11 protein-coding genes and 3 tRNA genes are annotated in these 19,426 nt (G+C 58.3%); 6 read left to right on the top strand and 8 right to left on the bottom strand.

All coding sequences use genetic code 11. The annotated features are described in order from the left end of the window. Positions 1–159: 159 nt before the first annotated feature. Positions 160–387 carry a YgdI/YgdR family lipoprotein gene (locus tag ACT3IC_RS13960; RefSeq protein WP_039029916.1) on the bottom strand — a complete coding sequence of 76 codons (228 nt, stop codon included), beginning with the start codon at positions 385–387 and terminating at the stop codon, positions 160–162. Positions 388–579: 192 nt separating this feature from the next. Between ACT3IC_RS13960 and csdA the strand changes: the two genes are divergently transcribed. Then, the gene (gene csdA / locus ACT3IC_RS13955) at positions 580–1,785 is read left to right on the top strand and encodes a cysteine desulfurase CsdA (protein WP_159339805.1); all 1,206 of its coding nucleotides are present in this window, start codon (positions 580–582) and stop codon (positions 1,783–1,785) included. Further along, positions 1,785–2,225, top strand: a complete 441-nt coding sequence (gene csdE / locus ACT3IC_RS13950) for a cysteine desulfurase sulfur acceptor subunit CsdE (protein ID WP_103180952.1) — start codon at positions 1,785–1,787, stop codon at positions 2,223–2,225. The genes csdA and csdE overlap by 1 nt, the downstream gene beginning before the upstream one ends. Here the strand turns inward: csdE and tcdA are convergent. Next, positions 2,216–3,022 carry a tRNA cyclic N6-threonylcarbamoyladenosine(37) synthase TcdA gene (gene tcdA, locus ACT3IC_RS13945; RefSeq protein ID WP_103180953.1) on the bottom strand — a complete coding sequence of 269 codons (807 nt, stop codon included), beginning with the start codon at positions 3,020–3,022 and terminating at the stop codon, positions 2,216–2,218. The genes csdE and tcdA overlap by 10 nt on opposite strands. A 70-nt stretch (positions 3,023–3,092) precedes the next feature. Next, positions 3,093–4,190, bottom strand: coding sequence for a murein transglycosylase A (gene mltA / locus ACT3IC_RS13940; protein ID WP_473477856.1), 1,098 nt, complete (start codon positions 4,188–4,190; stop codon positions 3,093–3,095). Between the two features lie 207 nt (positions 4,191–4,397). Between mltA and ACT3IC_RS13935 the strand changes: the two genes are divergently transcribed. The 3 genes from ACT3IC_RS13935 to ACT3IC_RS13925 all read left to right on the top strand — a co-directional run bounded on the left by ACT3IC_RS13935 (position 4,398) and on the right by ACT3IC_RS13925 (position 4,695). After that, positions 4,398–4,474, top strand: a tRNA-Met gene (locus ACT3IC_RS13935). Positions 4,475–4,508: 34 nt separating this feature from the next. Continuing rightward, a tRNA-Met gene (locus tag ACT3IC_RS13930) sits at positions 4,509–4,585 on the top strand. Positions 4,586–4,618: 33 nt separating this feature from the next. Further along, a tRNA-Met gene (locus ACT3IC_RS13925) sits at positions 4,619–4,695 on the top strand. A gap of 103 nt (positions 4,696–4,798) precedes the next feature. Here the strand turns inward: ACT3IC_RS13925 and amiC are convergent. After that, complete coding sequence (gene amiC, locus ACT3IC_RS13920; protein ID WP_103180955.1) at positions 4,799–6,052, bottom strand: N-acetylmuramoyl-L-alanine amidase AmiC; 1,254 nt, start codon at positions 6,050–6,052, stop codon at positions 4,799–4,801. A 229-nt stretch (positions 6,053–6,281) separates the two neighbouring features. Between amiC and argA the strand changes: the two genes are divergently transcribed. Then, complete coding sequence (argA, locus tag ACT3IC_RS13915; RefSeq protein WP_103180956.1) at positions 6,282–7,613, top strand: amino-acid N-acetyltransferase; 1,332 nt, start codon at positions 6,282–6,284, stop codon at positions 7,611–7,613. A 48-nt stretch (positions 7,614–7,661) separates the two neighbouring features. Here the strand turns inward: argA and recD are convergent, their stop codons facing one another. The 4 genes from recD to recC form a co-directional block, all read right to left on the bottom strand. Beyond that, a complete protein-coding gene (gene recD, locus ACT3IC_RS13910; RefSeq protein WP_159339807.1) occupies positions 7,662–9,482 on the bottom strand; it encodes an exodeoxyribonuclease V subunit alpha in 1,821 nt (606 codons plus the stop codon). After that, positions 9,479–13,024, bottom strand: coding sequence for an exodeoxyribonuclease V subunit beta (recB, locus tag ACT3IC_RS13905; protein ID WP_159339808.1), 3,546 nt, complete (start codon positions 13,022–13,024; stop codon positions 9,479–9,481). The genes recD and recB overlap by 4 nt, the downstream gene beginning before the upstream one ends. Next, on the bottom strand, positions 13,021–15,903 hold the full coding sequence (ptrA, locus tag ACT3IC_RS13900) for a pitrilysin (RefSeq protein WP_159339809.1): 2,883 nt from the start codon (positions 15,901–15,903) through the stop codon (positions 13,021–13,023). The genes recB and ptrA overlap by 4 nt, the downstream gene beginning before the upstream one ends. A 141-nt stretch (positions 15,904–16,044) precedes the next feature. Next, a complete protein-coding gene (gene recC, locus ACT3IC_RS13895; protein WP_156655180.1) occupies positions 16,045–19,419 on the bottom strand; it encodes an exodeoxyribonuclease V subunit gamma in 3,375 nt (1,124 codons plus the stop codon). Positions 19,420–19,426: the final 7 nt, after the last annotated feature.

Raw genomic sequence — 19,426 nt, 5'->3', positions numbered from 1 at the left:
CGGTTGTGATGTTGTGTTGTTGTGTTTGCAATTGGTCTGCGATTCAGACCACGGTAGGAAAACTACCACCTTTTCACTTCCTGTACATTTACCCTGTCTGTCCATAGTGATTAATGTAGCACCGCCCAATTGCGGTGCTTTTTTTTGTCTGCTGTATCCTTACTTATTCAGCTCAACCATCTCTTTCACATCACTACGGTTAATCTGCTGTTTATTCCCGTTAGCATCCTTATACGAGATCATGCCGGTATCATTATCAGTTTGCGGCTTACCTTCTGATACGATAGAGCGGCCATCGTTAGTGTGCATGACATAGTTGTTGCCAGAACAGGCGCTCAGGGCAAAGGTAAGCATACAGGCAGAGGCGATTGCGATAGTCTTTTTCATTTTCTTCTCCTTCAGCAATTAATGCTATTTCAAGCGTGTTTATTAACAGGCTAAGACATTCTCCTGACTCTATTTCAGCATAACCTGCTTCGTCTGTTGCGCCAGGATAAACAGACAATTCCGATAGAGATCAACCTTCTTGCCCTGCTGCGGAATTTGCGCGACGATCTCATCATCACGAAGAGGAATTCCATGAACGCATTCAGCCCTGCCCATTTTCGCGCCCAGTTTCCGGCCCTGGCCGATGCCGGTGTCTATCTTGATAGCGCTGCGACAGCCCTTAAGCCTCAGGCAGTGATTGAGGCCACCAACCAGTTTTACAGCCTGAGCGCTGGCAATGTGCATCGCAGCCAGTTTGCCGAGGCGCAGCGCTTAACCGCACGCTATGAAGCGGCGCGCGATCAGGTTGCCCGTCTGCTTAACGCTGAAAGCGGCAAAAATATTGTCTGGACGCGGGGCACCACCGAAGCCATCAACATGGTGGCGCAATGTTATGCCCGCCCGCGCCTGCAGCCGGGCGATGAGATTATTGTCAGCGAGGCGGAACACCACGCTAACCTCGTGCCGTGGCTGATGGTCGCCGAACAGACCGGCGCAAAGGTGGTTAAGCTCCCGATTGGCACAGACTGCCTGGCGGATGTGGCTCGCCTGCCTGAGTTGATCACCCCGCGTAGCCGCATTCTCGCGCTCGGGCAGATGTCCAACGTCACCGGCGGCTGCCCGGATCTGGCCCGCGCCATCCGCCTCGCCCATGAGAGCGGGATGGTGGTGATGGTGGATGGCGCCCAGGGGGTGGTCCACTTCCCGGCGGACGTACAGCAGCTGGATATCGATTTCTATGCCTTCTCCGCACATAAGCTGTACGGTCCTACCGGTATTGGCGCACTGTACGGCAAAGCGGCGCTGCTGGAGGAGATGACCCCGTGGCTCGGCGGCGGCAAGATGATCACCGAGGTGACTTTCGAGGGCTTTAAAACTCAGCAGGTGCCTTATCGTCTGGAAGCCGGGACGCCAAATGTCGCAGGCGTCATTGGCCTGAGCGCGGCGCTGGAGTGGCTGGCGGATCTCGATCTGCAACAGGCAGAGAGCTGGAGCCGCGGGCTGGCAACGCTGGCGGAAGAGGCGCTGAAACAACGCCCCGGTTTTCGCTCCTTCCGGGTACAGGATTCGAGCCTGCTGGCATTCGATTTTGCCGGGGTTCATCACAGCGACATGGTGACGCTGCTGGCGGAGTATGGCATTGCCCTGCGCGCCGGCCAGCATTGCGCCCAGCCGCTGCTGGCGGCGCTGGGCGTCAACGGCACGTTGCGCGCCTCGTTTGCTCCCTATAACACCCAAAGCGATGTCGACGCGCTGGTTGCCGCCGTCGATCGCGCTCTAGCTTTACTGGTGGATTAATGACAAGCCCAACCCTGGCCGGACATCCGTTCGGCACCGTCATCACTGAAGAGACGTTAAAACAGACCTTTGCCCCGCTGACCCAGTGGGAAGACAAATATCGCCAGCTGATCCTGCTGGGCAAGCAGCTCCCTGCGCTGTCCGATGAACTCAAAACGCAGGCGAAAGAGATCCCCGGCTGCGAGAACCGCGTCTGGCTTGGCGTTACAAAAATTGGGGATAAGCTGCATTTTTATGGCGACAGCGAAGGACGGATTGTTCGCGGCTTGCTGGCCGTGCTGCTGACGGCCATTGAGGGGAAAAGCGCCGCGCAGATCCTGGAGGAGAACCCGCTGGCGCTGTTCGATGCGCTGGGGCTACGCGGCCAGCTTAGCGCCTCGCGCAGCCAGGGGCTGGCTGCGCTCAGTGACGCGGTACTGGAAGCGGCGCGTCAGGCCTGACGTTCCGCCTTCGCCATCATCTTTTTCAGCGCATGAGAGACGGCGATAAAACCAAAGCTCGCGGTCACCATCGTGGCCGCGCCAAACCCAGAGGCACAATCCATCCGTTTTGGCCCTTCCGCACTGCTTTTCATGGCGCAGACTGAACCGTCCGCTTGCGGATAGACCAGCGCTTCCGTTGAAAAGACGCAGTCGATGCCGAGCTTGCCTTTGCTGTTTTTCACCACGCCAAAATCGCTTTTCAGACGCTCGCGCAGCTTGGCCGCGAGCGGATCCTGAATGGTTTTCGCCAGGTCCGTCACCTGGATCTGCGTCGGGTCGATCTGCCCGCCCGCGCCGCCGGTGGTCACCAGCGGCACTTTATTGCGGCGACACCAGGCGATCAGCGCCGCTTTCGGGCGCACGCTGTCGATGGCGTCAATCACGTAGCTGTAGCCAGCTCCCATATACTGCGCCACGTTATCGGCGGTCACAAAATCATCAATGACGGTGACGCGACACTCCGGGTTGATCTGGCGAATGCGATCCGCCATCACCTCTGACTTCGCCAGCCCGACGCTGTCGCGCAGGGCGTGGATCTGCCGGTTAGTGTTGGTGACGCAGACGTCGTCCATGTCGATAAGCGTAATGGCGCCGATCCCGGTTCGTGCCAGCGCTTCCGCTGCCCATGAGCCGACGCCGCCAATGCCGACCACGCAGATGTGCGCATCGGCAAACAGTTGCAGGGCTTTTTCACCATATAAACGTGCGGTGCCACCAAAACGCTGGCGCCAGGCTTCGCTCATTACCACAGACATAAGACCTCAGATGTAAAAAGGGTGAGAGTTACCCCTCACCCCGGAAAACATAGCGTCAATATTACCACACTCAGCCGCTAAAGACGTTGCCCGTACTTGCGGCAGTTTTCAGCACCCACACGCGGCCGTAATGGTTATACCAGCCCGCGCGGTGGCCGGCATCGGCGCCAATGCCCTGATAGATATCAAAGTGCTGGCCTTTAATCGCGCCACCCACATCCAGCGCCACCATCAGGCGCAGCTCGTACTGGCCGCTGAATTTGCCTTCGTTATTCAACAGCGGGACTTCGGCCAGCAGCGTGGTACCCGGCGGGATCACTGTCTTGTCAGAGGCGACCGACGCGCGGCCAATCAGCGGCACCGAGCTGGCGCCTTTCACCGGGGCAAAGTTTTGCGGTTTGAAGAAGACAAACGACGGGTTCTGCTCAAGCAGCTCACGCACTTCATATTCGCTGTGCTTCTCCCCCCACTCGCGGATCGCCTGCATCGACATATCTTCGCGTTTCACTTCTCCGCGATCGATCAGCACTTTACCGATACTGCGGTAGGCATGGCCGTTTTTACCCGCATAGCTGAAGAAGTTAAGCGGGCTGCCGTCGCCAAAATCGATATAGCCGCTGCCCTGCACATCCATGATGAAGTTATCCATCAGCGAGTTGCTGTAAGCGAGGACATAGTTGTCGCTCAGCGCGCCCGAGTAGATTTCGGCCCGGGACGGCAGGCGGCCACGTTTTGGCGGCATGCGGTAGATAGGGTATTTGAACTCACCCTGAGCGGTATGGCGGGCTTGTACCACCGGGGTGTAGTAGCCGGTAAACTGGACGTTACCGTAGTTATCGGTGCCCTCCATCTGCCAGGCATCAATGCCGAACTGGCGCATGGTGCGGGTATCGCCCCCGGCGCGTAGCCAGTCCTGTACTGCGTTATAGACGGCGTTCTGCGAGCCATACAGCCGCGGCGATGCGGTGCGGATCTGGCTTACCTGCTCCGCGAAGTCACCGCCATTGATGGGTGCACCCACGGCATCCGGCTGGTTTACTAAAGAGAAAGGCTGGGTCAGTTTCCCGTCTTTATATTGCTGACCGCGATCGGTCGGTTTGGAGGAACAGGCGGCGAGGATTGCTACCATTGCGCCTGTCATCAGATACTTCGCCCAACGTCCTTTCATATATCCCATCTTCAAGTTGCCCCATTCTGCGCAACGAAGATAACAAACCGGCAAAGGTATTGAAATGCGATTGCCTCCCCTTAGGCAAATTTTGCGTAAAAAACAGCCAAATCGACGGCAGAGCAGGCAATTCAACGTCTAATTTGGTGATTTTTACGAAAAAGGGTTGCAACAAAAAGTCAGCAGAGTATAGTGCGCATCCACGGACGCGGGGTGGAGCAGCCTGGTAGCTCGTCGGGCTCATAACCCGAAGGTCGTCGGTTCAAATCCGGCCCCCGCAACCAATTAAAATTTGATGAAGTACAAGCAGTACGGTGACGCGGGGTGGAGCAGCCTGGTAGCTCGTCGGGCTCATAACCCGAAGGTCGTCGGTTCAAATCCGGCCCCCGCAACCAATCAAATTTGAAGAAGTACAAGCAGTACGGTGCCGCGGGGTGGAGCAGCCTGGTAGCTCGTCGGGCTCATAACCCGAAGGTCGTCGGTTCAAATCCGGCCCCCGCAACCAACACTTCTTAAAACAATAAACACCCTTCCGGGTGTTTTTTTGTTTTTGTCGTCAGCCCACCCGTAGGCCCGCGCAGGCGCAGCGCCGCCGGGCAGTGTTGATCTTATCCGCGTCTCGCCAGCGTCGCCCCGTCAGAGAAATAGGCTTTAATCCCCGCCAGTATTGACTCCGCCACTTCCTGCTGGAACTTAGCCGTTTTAAGTTTGCGCTCCTCTTCCACGTTACTGATAAAGGCGGTTTCCACCAGAATCGACGGGATGTCCGGCGCTTTCAACACCGCAAATCCGGCCTGCTCGACGCTGTTCTTATGCAGCTTGTTCACATGCCCGAGCCTGCCCAGCACCGCTTTACCAAACTTCAGGCTGTCGGTGATGGTCAGCGACTGGACCATATCGAACATGGTGTGGTCGACATAGCGATCGCCGCTCCGCCCTACCCCACCGATAAGGTCGGAGGCGTTCTGGGTATCGGCAAGATAGCGTGCTGCGGTACTGGTCGCCCCTTTGGTAGAGAGGGCAAACACTGATGACCCGCTGGGCTGACGGCTGGTAAAGGCGTCCGCATGGATAGAGATGAAGAGATCCGCACGCTGCTTTTGTGCTTTCGCCACACGCACTTTTAACGGAATAAAGACATCTTCGTTGCGCGTCATGTAGGCGCGCATGTTGCCTTCTCTGTCGATCATCGCCTTCAGGCGACGGGCGATTTGCAGCACCACATCTTTTTCCCGGGTCCGGTATTTGCCTACCGCGCCGGAGTCTTCGCCGCCGTGCCCCGGATCGAGCATGATCACAATCGGGCGATCGCGTCCCGCTTTGCCGGGCTGCGGGCCACTTTGCGCAGGCGGTACCTGTTTTTCCAGATCGCCTTTGTTGTAATCCTCCAGCAGGGCCAGCAGCGGATCCTGAATATCGGTCGCGTTGGCAGGATAGAGATCCATAACCAGACGTTCTTTAAAACCGGCCACCGGTGCGAGGGCAAACAGCTGCGGTTTGACGTTCTGCTTGAGCTCAAACACCATGCGCACGGTTTTCGGATCAAACTGCCCTACCCGCGCGGATTTGATAAAGGGATCGTCGCCGCGGATCTGGGCGCTCATTCCTTTCAGCACCGAGTTAAGATTTACGCCTTCGATATCCACCACCACCCGCTCCGGGTTGCTCAACGCGAATTGCTTATAGTTCAGCACCCGGTTTGACTCGACCGTCACGCGCGTATAGGTCGAAGACGGCCAGACGCGCACCGCAACAACCTGGCTGACAGCGGCAAACCCGACCTGACTGACGCTAAGCAACCACATTGCTCCGGCCCCTTGTAACAGGCGACGACGACTTAATGCTTTACTGGATCCCGACATGCTTCTCCCGAGCAAAGATATCGAATAACTTTTCATAACGTCCAAATTGACCGAAAACTTTAACGAATGATGCATAACCTGTCATCCCTAAAAGGGTAAACAATCATGCGTTAACGATAACTTAGCTGAATCTTTTCTTTGCTTCGAAGAAAAGTTTGGCTTGCGCACAGAGCGATAATCGAATAAAAATACAAAAATTACGAATAAACATTCATTAAGGGGTTGTGCCGTGGTGAAGGAACGTAGAATCGAACTGGTCCAGGGATTCCGCCATTCTGTTCCCTATATCAACGCCCACCGGGGAAAGACGTTTGTCGTCATGCTGGGTGGCGAAGCCATTGAGCATGAGAATTTCTCCAGTATTGTCAATGATATCGGCCTGCTGCATAGCCTGGGTATTCGTCTGGTTGTCGTGTATGGCGCTCGCCCGCAGATCGAGGCGAATCTGGCCGCGCATCATCACGAGCCGATCTACCACAAACATACCCGCGTCACCGACGCTAAAACGCTGGAGCTGGTTAAGCAGGCCGCCGGTCTGCTGCAGCTGGACATCACCGCGCGCCTGTCGATGAGCCTTAACAACACCCCGCTGCAGGGGGCGCATATTAATGTGGTCAGCGGTAATTTTATTATCGCCCAGCCGCTCGGCGTGGATGATGGCGTGGACTACTGCCACAGCGGACGTATTCGTCGTATTGATGAAGAGGCGATCCACCGTCAGCTCGATGGCGGCGCGATTGTGCTGACCGGCCCGGTGGCCGTCTCTGTCACGGGCGAAAGTTTCAACCTCACCTCTGAAGAGATTGCCACCCAGCTGGCGATCAAGCTGAAAGCAGAAAAAATGATCGGCTTCTGCTCCTCGCAGGGGGTGATGAACGAGCTCGGGAATATTGTCTCTGAGCTGTTCCCTAACGAGGCTCAGGCGCGCGTCGATGCCCTTGAGGCGCAGGGGGACTACTACTCCGGTACCGTGCGTTTTCTGCGGGGCGCAATCAAAGCCTGCCGCAGCGGCGTGCGTCGCAGCCATCTGATCAGCTATCAGGAAGATGGCGCCCTGCTGCAGGAGCTCTTCTCCCGCGACGGTATTGGGACGCAGATTGTGATGGAGAGCGCCGAGCAGATCCGTCGCGCCACCATCAACGACATCGGCGGCATTCTGGAACTCATCCGCCCGCTGGAGCAGCAGGGGATCCTGGTGCGCCGCTCCCGCGAACAGCTGGAGATGGAGATCGACAAGTTCACCATTATTCAGCGCGATAACCTCACCATCGCCTGTGCGGCGCTCTACCCCTTCCCGGAAGAGAAGATCGGTGAAATGGCCTGCGTGGCGGTACATCCGGATTACCGCAGCTCATCGCGCGGCGAAGTGTTGCTGGAGCGGATCGCCCTCCAGGCGCGGCAGATGGGGCTGAGCAAGCTGTTTGTGCTGACGACCCGCAGCATTCACTGGTTCCAGGAGCGGGGTTTCACGCCGGTGGATATTGACTCGCTGCCGGAAACCAAGAAAGAGATGTACAACTACCAGCGCCGTTCAAAAGTGCTGATGGCGGACCTGGGATAACGGTCATCACCCACAGGCCGGGCAAACGCCGCCCGGCTTTTCACACGCTTATAAGGCTTCAAAAATCGCGCTCAGGCCGCTGCGTCGCTCTGTACGGGTAGTGACAGCCTGGGTCAGCACCCCTTCATCCGCATACAACGACAACCGCCGACGGGCGCGGGTAATGGCGGTATAGACCAGCTCGCGGGTCACGACGGGCGACATCTGGTTAGGTAAAATCAGCGCCGCGTGATCGAACTCAGAGCCCTGGGATTTATGCACCGTCATGGCCCAGGCGGTTTCATGTTCCGGCAGGCGGCTGGGCTGCACGGATTTCACGCTGCCGTCGGGCATCTGGAACCAGACACGCAGCCCCTGACCCCGATTCAGCGCAATCCCGATATCGCCGTTAAACAGGCCCAGCGCGCTGTCGTTACGTGAAATCATCACCGGCCTGCCTTCATACCAGCGTGAATGCGGCTGACGGCCAATACGGCGTTTTTGCGCCAGGACCTGCTCGAGCTTTTCATTGAGCCCGGCAACGCCGAAGGGGCCATCCCGTAAGGCGCAAAGCAGCTGGTAGCGGCCAAATGCCGCCAGGATCTCCGCTTCGGAGGCTTGCTGCTGCACGCTGTCGAGAAAATGTTGATACCCCTGCAGGGCATCTTCCAGCATCGCCAGATACTCTTCCCCGCTCTGGAGCTGCTTTTTCTCAATATCACTGAATTTGCCATCAAATACCGAGCGGATAGCGTGGCGATCGCCCCGGTTGACCGCGGCCGCCAGTTGCCCGATGCCAGAATCGCTGCCAAAACGGTAGCTTTTTTGCAGCAGGCACAGGCTGTCGCGTAGCGCACCCGCGACCGGGCTGACGTTGCCCTCCATCTCGCATCCCGTCATGCTGGCAAGCTCCTGCGCGCGCCGGACCGTAAAGCCGGCGCTGGCCCAGGTACAGATGTCACCCAGCACCGCGCCCGCTTCGACGGAAGCCAGCTGGTCGCGATCGCCGAGGAAAATAACCCGGGCATGAGGCGGCAGGGCGTCGATCAGACGCGACATCATCGTCAGATCAATCATCGACGCCTCATCCACCACCAGCACATCCAGGTGCAGCGGATTACCTGCATGGTAACGCAGGCGCTGGCTGCCAGGCTGCGCGCCAAGCAAACGGTGCAGCGTACTCGCTTCCGTCGGGAATCGCGCGCGCTGGGCCTCGGTCAGGGGCAGTTTTTGCAGCGCGCCGCCCAGGGATTCGGTCAGACGAGCGGCCGCTTTACCGGTGGGGGCTGCCAGCCGGATCCGGCACTTCTCCTCTCCCGCCATCTGGATCAGCGCCGCCAGCAGGCGGGCAACGGTGGTCGTTTTGCCGGTCCCCGGCCCGCCGGAGATCACGGAAATACGCCGCGTTAACGCGACTGCCGCAGCCACCTTTTGCCAGTTGACGGATTCATCAGAGGTGAACAGCGCATTGAGCGTGCGCTGAACGTCGGCGCTGTCATGGGGCAAAGGCTGGTTGGCTTCGCTAAAGAAGCGGGCCACCGCCCGCTCATAGCGCCACATCCGGTTGAGGTAGAGCCGTTCGCCGGTGAGCACCAGCGGCGTCGGTTCATCCCCTGCACTCACCGCGCGGGAGCGCAGCAGCGTAGCGGTCCAGTCCGGCTCCTGGTCAAACAGCGCAAAACAGGCCTGCAGCGCGGCGCTTTTCGCCTCGGCACGCAGCCGGGACAACGGCAGGCAAACGTGCCCTTCTCCCGCATCACGGCTTAAGATTGCCGCCGCCAGCATCACCGCCGGTTCGTCGTTCCCTGCTACCATCATCGCAAACTGTACATCCAGACGACGCAGCACGCGCTGCTCTACGGCTTCCAGCAAGTGTTCCTGCATCGTCATTGTGTTAGCTCCTCGTTGCTGGCGGAAAACAGGCTATCCATTTGTTCGATTAACGCTTCATCCGGACGGGTGGCAAAGCAACCGGCGCCCGGCGAGCTGCCATCGACGCCACGTAAAAACAGGTAGATCACCCCACCGAAATGTTGTTGATAGTCATAGTCGGCAATACGGTGACGTAAATATCGGTGCAGCGCCAGGGTATAGAGCTGGTACTGCAGATCGTAGCGGTGCGACTGCATCGCCCGGGCCATAGCCTGCGGGGTATAGGCCTCGCTGTTTTCACCCAGCCAGTTGGATTTATAGTCCAGCAGGTAATAGCGGCCATTATGGCGGAAGACCAGGTCGATAAAGCCTTTCAGCATGCCGCGCACCTGACGAAAATCGAGCGGCGGGCAGCCCCGGGAGAGTGGATCGTACTCGCGGATCAACGCATCCAGCGCCCCGGCGGTGAGCGGCCCGGCGATGGGCAGATAAAACTCCATCTCAACCTGCTTATCAGCGGCTGTCAGCTGGCTCAGTGAGATCCCCTCCTCATTGAGCGGAGTTTCCAGCACCTGCGCGATCCAGCGGGTTAACACCGGCTCCCAGCGGGCATCGTACCCCCCTTTTTGCAGCATCTCCAGCACCCACTCCGGGGAGACGGGCTGCGTAAAATCGAGTGCTTCAAACAGGCTGTGTAAAAAGGTGCCCGGCGAGGCGCCGCGCGGAAACTGATGCGGCGTCAGCTCTGGCTCCTGCGGCACTTCGCCGGTGCCTGCGGCATCAACATCGAGGCGCGGCATCAGATCCTGGGCGATACTGTGCCCGTGCTGCTGAAGTCCGGAATAGCTGGTGACCCGCCAGTCGTCATACAGCATGCGAGCCACCTGCCGCGCCTGCAGATCCGGCATCACCGGATCCGGCATATGCCAGCGGGCGGCGTCTGCCACATCGGCAACCTGCAATGCAATGTGGTCATTGCATAACGCCTCCAGACACTGGCGCAGACCGGCGGCATCTTTCGGCTCGCCGCGCTGGATCAGGCGTCCAAGCGCGCTCAGGTGGACGTCGCTGTCACCCGATTTTTCGCCACGCCGACGGAACAGCGGCGCCACGCCTAAGCTGCAGTGCCACACCGAACGGGTCAGTGCCACATAGAGCAGGCGTAAATCTTCCGCCTGCCGTTCAGCTTCGGCCAGCTCCACGCTGTCATCGGCCTTGCTGAGGTCAAGCACCGCTTCGAAGGTCTTACGATCGTGATAAAAGGCCTGATCCTGAACCCGGTAGTTGGCAATGAAAGGCAACCAGACCAGGGGATACTCCAGCCCTTTCGATTTGTGAATGGTGACGATTTTAACCAGATGCTTGTCACTTTCGAGACGCATTTGCTGGCTTGAGGCGTTGCTGTTCGGCTCGGCAATGTGCTGCGCCAGCCAGCGCACGAGGGCATATTCACTCTCAAGCTGGGCCCCCGCCTCCTGCAACAGTTCGCTGATATGCAGAATATCGGTCAGGCGGCGTTCCCCTCCGGCGGTCGCCAGCATATTTTCGGCGATGTTGCGCTGGGTCATGAGGTCGCGCAGCATCGCCATTACGCCCCGCTTCTGCCAGCGCTCACGGTAGCGGGTAAACTCTTCCACCGCCTTATCCCAGAGTGTCTCACTGTTATTCAGCGTATCGATATCCTGGGCGTTAAGGCCGAGCATGGCGCTTGCCAGGGCGCTGCGCAGGGTGCTTTCACGCTCCGGCGCCAGCACCGCCTGCAACAGCCAGAGCATCTCCTGGGCTTCCAGCGTTTCAAATACGCTGTCGCGGTTGGAGAGATAGACCGAAGGAATGCTCAGCAGGGTCAGCGCATCACGGATCAACGCCGCCTCCTGACGGCTGCGCACCAGCACCGTAATGTCTGACGCCTTCACCGGTTGGGCATCGTCGCCCCGGTGCAGAATGGCTTCGCCGCGCACGCCAGCGCTCAGCCAGTCGCGGATTTGCGCCGCGCAGTGCTGGGCCATAAAGGTCTGGTAATCTCCGACGCCACACCCCTCGCCCTCCATCAGCCAGATGCGCATCGCGGGCTGGAAATCGCCTTTATACTCGAAACGCAGCGTGGCGTTTCTCGGGGCAGATTTGACCGGTAAGAAGGGGATTTCACGGAACATGAAAGCATCGTTCATCTGTGAAAAGAGCGTATTCACGCTCTCCACCATGCCGGGCGCCGAACGCCAGTTGGTATCCAGCGTATAGTGCGCGGCCACTTCGCCACGCGCTTTCATGTAGGTGAAAATATCCGCCCCACGGAAGGCGTAGATCGCCTGTTTCGGGTCGCCAATCAGCAGCAGGGCGGTATCCGGCTGCTGGCGCCAGATGCGGCGGAAAATCCGGTACTGCTGGGGATCGGTATCCTGAAATTCATCGATCATCGCCACCGGAAAACGGGTCCGGATGGCGGCAGCCAGCGCCTCGCCATTGTCGCTGTTGAGGGCATCATCGAGACGGCTGAGCATATCGTCGAAGCCCAGCTCACCGCGACGGCGCTTTTCCCGCGCCACCGCTTCGCGGATCTCTGACAGCGCACGGGTGATCATCAGATCGTTAAGGGTTAACGGCTCTGCCAGCAGGTTATCGATGGCGGAAAAGAGCGGGTGTTCCGGTACCTCGCCCCCCGCTTTCGTGCGCTCGGCAAGGAACGACTGGGAGAATTTTTCCAGCGCGTCAGGCAGCTGATAGCTGTGCTTCTCTTCCTGCGCCCAGGCCGTAACGCGCTCGATATATTTTGCCTGGTTGCCGCGGTTGAATTTACGCCGATCGATGCCGGAGCGTTCAATCACCGCCTCGATTTCCGCCACGCTGTCAGACCACTGCTGTTTCATGGCGGCGATCAGGCCGACAATCTTCTCATGGCGTGAAGCCAGCGTTTCGTCCGCAGGCGGGGCAGATTTGATGACCGGGGCTTCCCCCTGCAGATAGCGATCGATGGTCCGCAGTAGCTCGTCCGGGCCTTTCCAGAGATTGTGTACCGCTTCGGCGATATCACGTGGCAGGGGGTAGCAATGGCGACGCCAGAAGTCGGCGCACGCCTGGTAGCGCAGCTGGGATTCATCTTCGATAAGTTGCTGCTCAAAAAGCATGCCTGATTCAAACGCATTCAGGCTGAGCATGCGCTGGCAGAAGCCGTGGATAGTAAACACGGCAGCCTCATCCATCTGCCGTTCCGCCAGCAGCAGCCACTGTGCCGCCTGCTGTTTATCGTCAATCTCATCCAGCAGGCTGGCATACAGCGGGTTATCTGTACTCTGCCGCAGGCAGGCGATGCGCAGCTCATGGATGTTAGCGCGGATACGTCCGCGCAGCTCTTCCGTCGCGGCTTCGGTGAAGGTCACCACCAGCAGCTCTTCCACGTTGAGCGGGCGGCTAAACGCCGCGCTGCCGCCCAGACCGAGCAGCAGTCGCAGATAGAGTGCAGCGATGGTGAAGGTTTTTCCGGTTCCCGCTGAGGCCTCTATCAGTCGCTCCCCCTGTAACGGTAAACGTAAGGGGTTAAGGGACTCAGCGGTATCGGTCATTCGTTCTTACTCCTGGGCAAAGATTGCTGCAATGCGCTCACGCTCTTCCATACCGTCCAGCCCGCAGGCGGGGTGACATCGGCTTTCTTACTCTGGCTACCGGAAACCTGAGACAGGATAGCCATCCCCTGCGGGGCGACCACGGCCTGGTGGAAGAAGTCGGCCACTTTCTGTGGCGTGAGCTGTTTTATCTCGGCCACTACTTTATCATGCGAATCGAAGCGCATATTACCCCGATCAAAATCTTTGCTGATTTTTGATGCTTCTTCAGCCAGCGTCTGCGGCGGCTGCATAATCTGGGCAATGACCGCCTGCTGAATCTGGGCAAACTCTTCCGGCTTCATCGCACGCAGCTTCGCTTCGGCCTGCGGGAAGAAGGCCTGGAAACGCTGCCAGAGATAATCTGGCTGTTTATCACTGCTTTGCAGCAGGAAGCCCATCCCCCACTGGCGACCAACGTTCATCGAAAAGGCAAAGACGGCATAGCCCAGCTGCTCTTCGGTACGTAACTGGGTGTAGAACCAGGGCTGCACGATCTGTCCGAGTACGGCGCTGTATGCTGAACTGGCGTATTCGTCATAGCCGGTCGGGACAAAGACCGCTGCCAGAGCGGAATCCGTGCTGCTGCCCGCTTTTTCGAAAATCACGTTCTGCTGTTTTTCGACCAGCACGTCCTGGTTACGACACCATTCGGTCCCCTTCGCACCCAGCTGAGTACGCACATCCTGCGCCAGGTTTTTCGCCTGATCTTCGCTCATGTTGCCCACCACCAGAAACTCCGGACGGGCATTGGTCTTTAGCGCGGCACGGTAGGCCATTACGTCGTCCAGCGTGATGGACGGCAGCAGCTCCCGGCGCTCCTCGCGCTGGAAGTAGGGAACCTGCGAGAGCATCTGCACCGGCATAATAGCCTGATCGAAGGCTTTGCCCTTTTCTGCGGAATCCATCATCTGCGCATACCAGGACTTAGCCTGCTCCAGCTGCTCCTCGGTGGCGGTGTAGCTGAAATAGCCTTCCAGCAGCGCCTTAAAGAGCTGCGGCAGACGCTGGGTGTAACCGTTGGCGTTGAGCATCAGGCCATTATTGGCGTTGGTGGAGAAACCGATCCCGCCTACCGCGGCCTGGTTGCTGAGCTGATCCAGCGCGATACCGGCCAGATAGTCATTCAGCGCAAACATCACCTGGTTTTTAGCGGTATTCATCGCCGCAGGGTTACGCAGCACCATGCTGACGTTGGCTTTTGGCTCGCTGGCGAAGTAGCGGCTCGGGGTATAGACCACGCGCAGGTCAGGCTCATCCACAATCAGCTGCGGCTGTGGATAATCTTTAGTCGGTTTGATAAGGGTAAAGTCGTCCGGGATGTAAGGGTTCACCTCCGGCAGCTTAAGGGCGATCCCGGCGGCTCGCTTCTGCCAGTCGGCAAAAGTTTGCTCGCTGATTTTGTCCACCTGGTATTCGGCGTTCACAAAGTAAGCGGTCTTGTTATGCGGCTCGTTCGGGCTGATATACCAGATACGGGCGTTCTGCGGCGTCATCATCGCCAGTCGGGCTTTGACGGCGTCGGCATCATATTGATCGGCGATATTGACCGCATCCAGCGTGTGCTCAACCGGCACGCGGATCATGGTGTCAGCCAGCCACTCGACATAGTCCATATCGCGGGTAATGGAAGGATAACGGAAGTCGAGATCCAGCACGTGCGCCAGCTCGTCAAAGTAGCGTTTATCCACCCCTTTTTCACGCAGCAGGGAAAGGTAGCTGAAAATCGCGGCGACGACATCATCGCGATGGGCCAGACCTTTATCGGTTAAGGTGGCGGAGATCGCCAGTACGCCGCTGTTGCCGTTAACGACGGGATCGGAGTCGGCGCGAATACCTTCCACCAGCCCCTGCTTTTGCAGCCAGTCGGAGAGGGTGTCCGGGCTACGGTTGCCAATCAGGTAGTTAACCAGCTCGTCGGTTTTACTGCGAAACTGCGGCGTATTGTTATCAATACGGAACTCCACGCGCAGCACCTTGCGGGGCATCGCGGGAACGTAGTGAATGATCAGGCCTTTCTGCGCGTCGGTGACCACCGGCACGGTGATTTCCGGGCGGGTGATATTTTTATTCGGCACCCGGCCATAGGTCTGGGCAGCCAGCTGCGCCAGTTCCGGCAGCGGCTTATTGCTGTAGACCACGGCCTTCATCAGGTTAGCGGAGTAGTATTTGTCGCGAAACGCGTGCAGCGCATCAAGCACCGGGCTGCCCGGCTTGTCGCTCAGCGTCTCAAGATTTCCGCCGGAGAAACGCGATCCAGGGTGCGCGGAGTTGATGGTTTCGGCGCTGACCTGCGCCATCCGCATCCCGTCCCGGGTACGCGCCAGCGTCAGCTCCGCATTAACGGCATTGCGCTCACGATCGGCATATTTTTTATCCAGCAGCGGGGCAGCAATGGCATCCGCCAGACGATCGACGGCACCTTCCAGCGCATCGTTTTCCACTTCAAGATAAAAAGCCGTGCGGTACGGCGCGGTGCTGGCGTTATGGCTGCCACCGTGCATCTTTAAAAATTCGGCCAGACTGTCAGGCTGCGGATAGTTCTTTGAGCCCATCAGGGTCATATGTTCAAGATAGTGGGCCAGACCGGGATGCGATTCAGGATCTTCCAGCGAGCCCACCGGCACCACCAGCGCCGACAGTGACTTTACGGCCTGCGGATCGGAAACCAGCAGCACGACCATCCCGTTATCAAGGCGGATCGCCTGATATTCACGGGTATCTTTATCACTTTTGCGGATCGTTTCCTGAACGGGTTGCCAACCGGTATTTGCCTGACTGAGGGGGGCCCAAAGAGCGACGAACAAAACTAACGTTTTCAATAAGGTGCTGCCTGGCATTCACTACCTCTTCATCACGGACATCATCATTAACAAGCTTCGTGCCGGACACGCCAGCATCTCTTTGTTTTGGTACATCAGTCCATGACAAGTTGCGCATCATAAATGAATGCCCAAATCCGTGCAATTTTTATACAGCCGTCAGGACTGATTAAATTTATAGAGCGGTAACAGGTAGCGTCGGGCCTCGTTGGTGATGGCCTCGAAGTACTCCGGTTCAAGGGTTCGCCACAGGCGTTGATACCAGACGTCGTCACCTTCCCCGCGGACGATCATGTTGCCTTCGTAGGCCTGCAAAAATTTGCTGCGCGCTTTTTGCAGGGTCGCCTCATCCGTTAACATGGCATCATTTGAGGCGTCATAACAGGTTTTAATCCATGCCCCCCCACTTTCTGGCAGCAACAGCAGCGGCGTGTTCATCCCCTGCTGGTAACCCTCAACCAGCTGCGACAGATAGTTCATGGCCTGTTCAGCAGAGAGCGCCGGGAAGCGCCATTCACCCTCTTTGCGGACAAATAACCGGCTCTCGCCTTCGCCACCGCTCGCACAGTAGACAAGGTGTTCCAGCCAAAGTTGCAGACCTTGCGAAACGCTAAGCATCGACGGTCGCCAGCGCAGCAGCCCGTCGGGCTGTACGTGCTGTAGCCACCCCGTCAGATTCACACCGTTGCAGTTGAGATCGATCTCCATGCTCGTACCCGGCTGACGGCACTCAATCACCCGGCCAGCCAGGGCCTGCATCTCCTGACACTGAGCCTCCCAGACGATCTCACCGAAGGCGCCATAGGGCAGTTGACCTGCCGCGCGATAGTGACGGAACAGCTTCTGGGCATCTTCCTGCTCCACCAGCGCATTCAGCAATTGCTGATTGAGCTGGTAGCGGCTTAAGCCATCCAGCGTAAACGGCTCGGCATCCGGGATCTCGCTCTCTTCGGAGCGGAAGTTAACCTGCAACCGCATCTGGAAAAACGCCCGCACCGGGTGCGCCCAGAAACGCTGAAGCTGCTCAAAGGGAACGGTATCAAGCGCTAACGGCTTCAGCGTCTGGATAAAGTCGCCATGGGCTACGCCCTCCCGTTTCGCGGCGGGCAGCCATTCCCGGGCATAGCTCTGCTGCTCGTTAGCCTTGTAGTTCTCCGCATCAAAAGGCATACGGCTGTGACAACAGGTGATATGCGCTTTTACGCGCTTTTCGCTCTCATCACAGTTGAGCGCCTCATCGCCCGGCAGGTAGTGGCTTTGCCCGATGTAGTCCACCAGTTCCTGCACCAGCACGGAGGGGAACCGTTCGCTGTTGTCCTGGATAGAGCGACCGATATAGCTGATATAGAGCTGCTGTTGCGCGGAGATCAGCGCCTCAAGGAACAGATAGCGGTCATCATCGCGACGACTGCGGTCGCCGCGCTGCGCATTCTGACTCATTAAATCAAAGCCCAGCGGCGCCAGCGCGCGCGGGTAAATGCCGTCGTTCATGCCCAGCAGGCAGACAACCTTAAACGGAATGGATCGCATCGGCATCAGGGTGCAGATGTTTACCGGCCCGGCGAGAAAACGCTGGCTGATACGCTCCTGGTCGAGACGCAGGGTTAACTCATCCCGCAACAACGACAGGGGGATCGCTTCACCATAGTGCGAGGAGATCCCTTCATCGATGATCGCCTGCCACTGCTGCTCGATTAACGCCATCGCCGCTTCGGTTTCCTGATCCGGCAGGAAGAAATCATTGAGCATCTCGCGACATACCGGCATCCACTCGTCGAGCGGGCGGGCTTTCATCAGCTCCCGACGCCAGCGGTTAAGCTGCATCAGCAGTGACGCCAGATGCCCGACCAACTCGGCAATTAAGCCGCTGGACTCATCATAAGGCAGCACGGCATTCCATTCCCCCTGGCTACTCTCCATGGCATACCCGAGCAGCATACGCGTCAGGCCAAACTGCCAGGTGTGCTGGCCGGTGACGGGCAGCTCAAACTCCTGCACGTTGTCATCGTCCATGCCCCAGCGCACGCCCGACTCGTTAACCCACTGACGCAGGTAGCGCAGCGCCTCCTCGTCAATATCAAAACGAGCCGCCAGGACCGGCACGTCCAGCAGGGCCAGCACATCTTCCGGGACGAAGCGGCTATCCGGCAGGGAAAGCAGGCTGACAAACGCCTGCAGGGCCGGGTGCGATTGACGCGCACGACGGTCTGATATGGCAAACGGCAGGTAGCGGTCGCCCGTCGCACTCCCAAAAACGGCCTGGATATAGGGGCTGTAGCTGTCGATATCCGCCACCATCACCACGATATCGCGCGGCGTCAGCTGTGGATCCTCCTCCAGCATCGCCAGCAGTTTGTCGTGTAGCACCTCCACTTCGCGCTGCGGGCTATGGCACAGGTGAACGGTCACGCTGCGATCGTCAGGATCGAGCCGGCGTTTGCTGTCACTGCGGGCAAACTCCGTAGCGGTGATGCCTGTCACCGCGCGGTTATCCAGCTCCAGAATGTCCCGCTGTATGTTATGCAGCAGGTTGTCCGGGGTGATATCCGCAAAGGCGTCGACATCCCCTTCCCCGGAGGCGGTCAGCTCCGAGAGCATATAGATATAGTCGCGCCCCAGCTTGCCCCAGGAGGCGAGCAGCGGGTTCGGCAAGTGCTGGATCCCCTGTTCGTCAAAGAGTTCAGAGGCCGTCTCGCTGTCTTTAAACAGCGGTACCGTGCCGTCGTCAAACAGGCGACGACGCTGGCGCGTCACCATGCGGGCCAGCCAGCGGGCATCCTGAATATCTCCCCAGTAATGGCGGCAGGGGTTGGTGAAGAGAATATGAATGTCGATATGCCTGCCCAGCGCATTCAGCGCTTTCAGGTAGACCGGCGGCAGTGCGGATATCCCGCAGATAAAGACCCGGGACGGCAAACCGGCAGGCGTCTCAGAGGCGGACTCCAGGGTCGCGATAAAACGCTCATATAAATTTGCGCGGTGCCACTGCGGCTGACCCAGCGCTTCAGTATGGGCGACCAACGCTTTCCACAGCGGGGCCTGCCAGATTTGCGCCTGGTCAAGACCGTCGACAAGCTCGCCCGCCTCCCAGCGCGTTAACCACTCCGGCCGATAGACCAGATACTGGTCGTAGAGATCCGCCGTACGCGACGCCAGCTGGAACAGCTTCCGTTTATCGGTATCGTCATTCAGGTAGTGGCGCAGCATGACAAACTCGTCATGGGTCAGCATCTCAGGCAGCAGCGACATCAGCTTCCAGCTCATGCTCTGTTTGCTGAATGCGCTCTGTTTTGGGATCTCCGGCAGTACGCGGACAAACATATCCCAGATAAAGCTGGCCGGCAGCGGGAAATCAATATTGGCGGCGATACCAAACTTCTGTGAAAGGGACATCTGTAACCACTGCGCCATACCGGTGCTCTGAACCATGATCATCTCTGGTTCAAAGGGATCGTCGAGCCGCTGCTGCTCGACAATAAATTCCATCAGTGCTTCCAGCACATCAAGACGGTTTGAGTGGTAGACCCTTAACATTGCTGCT

The sequence above is a fragment of the Leclercia sp. GHBNCSD genome, from assembly GCF_055805075.1.
Note: the sequence above shows the minus strand (reverse complement) of the source record. Positions and strands in the feature narration are given on the sequence as shown.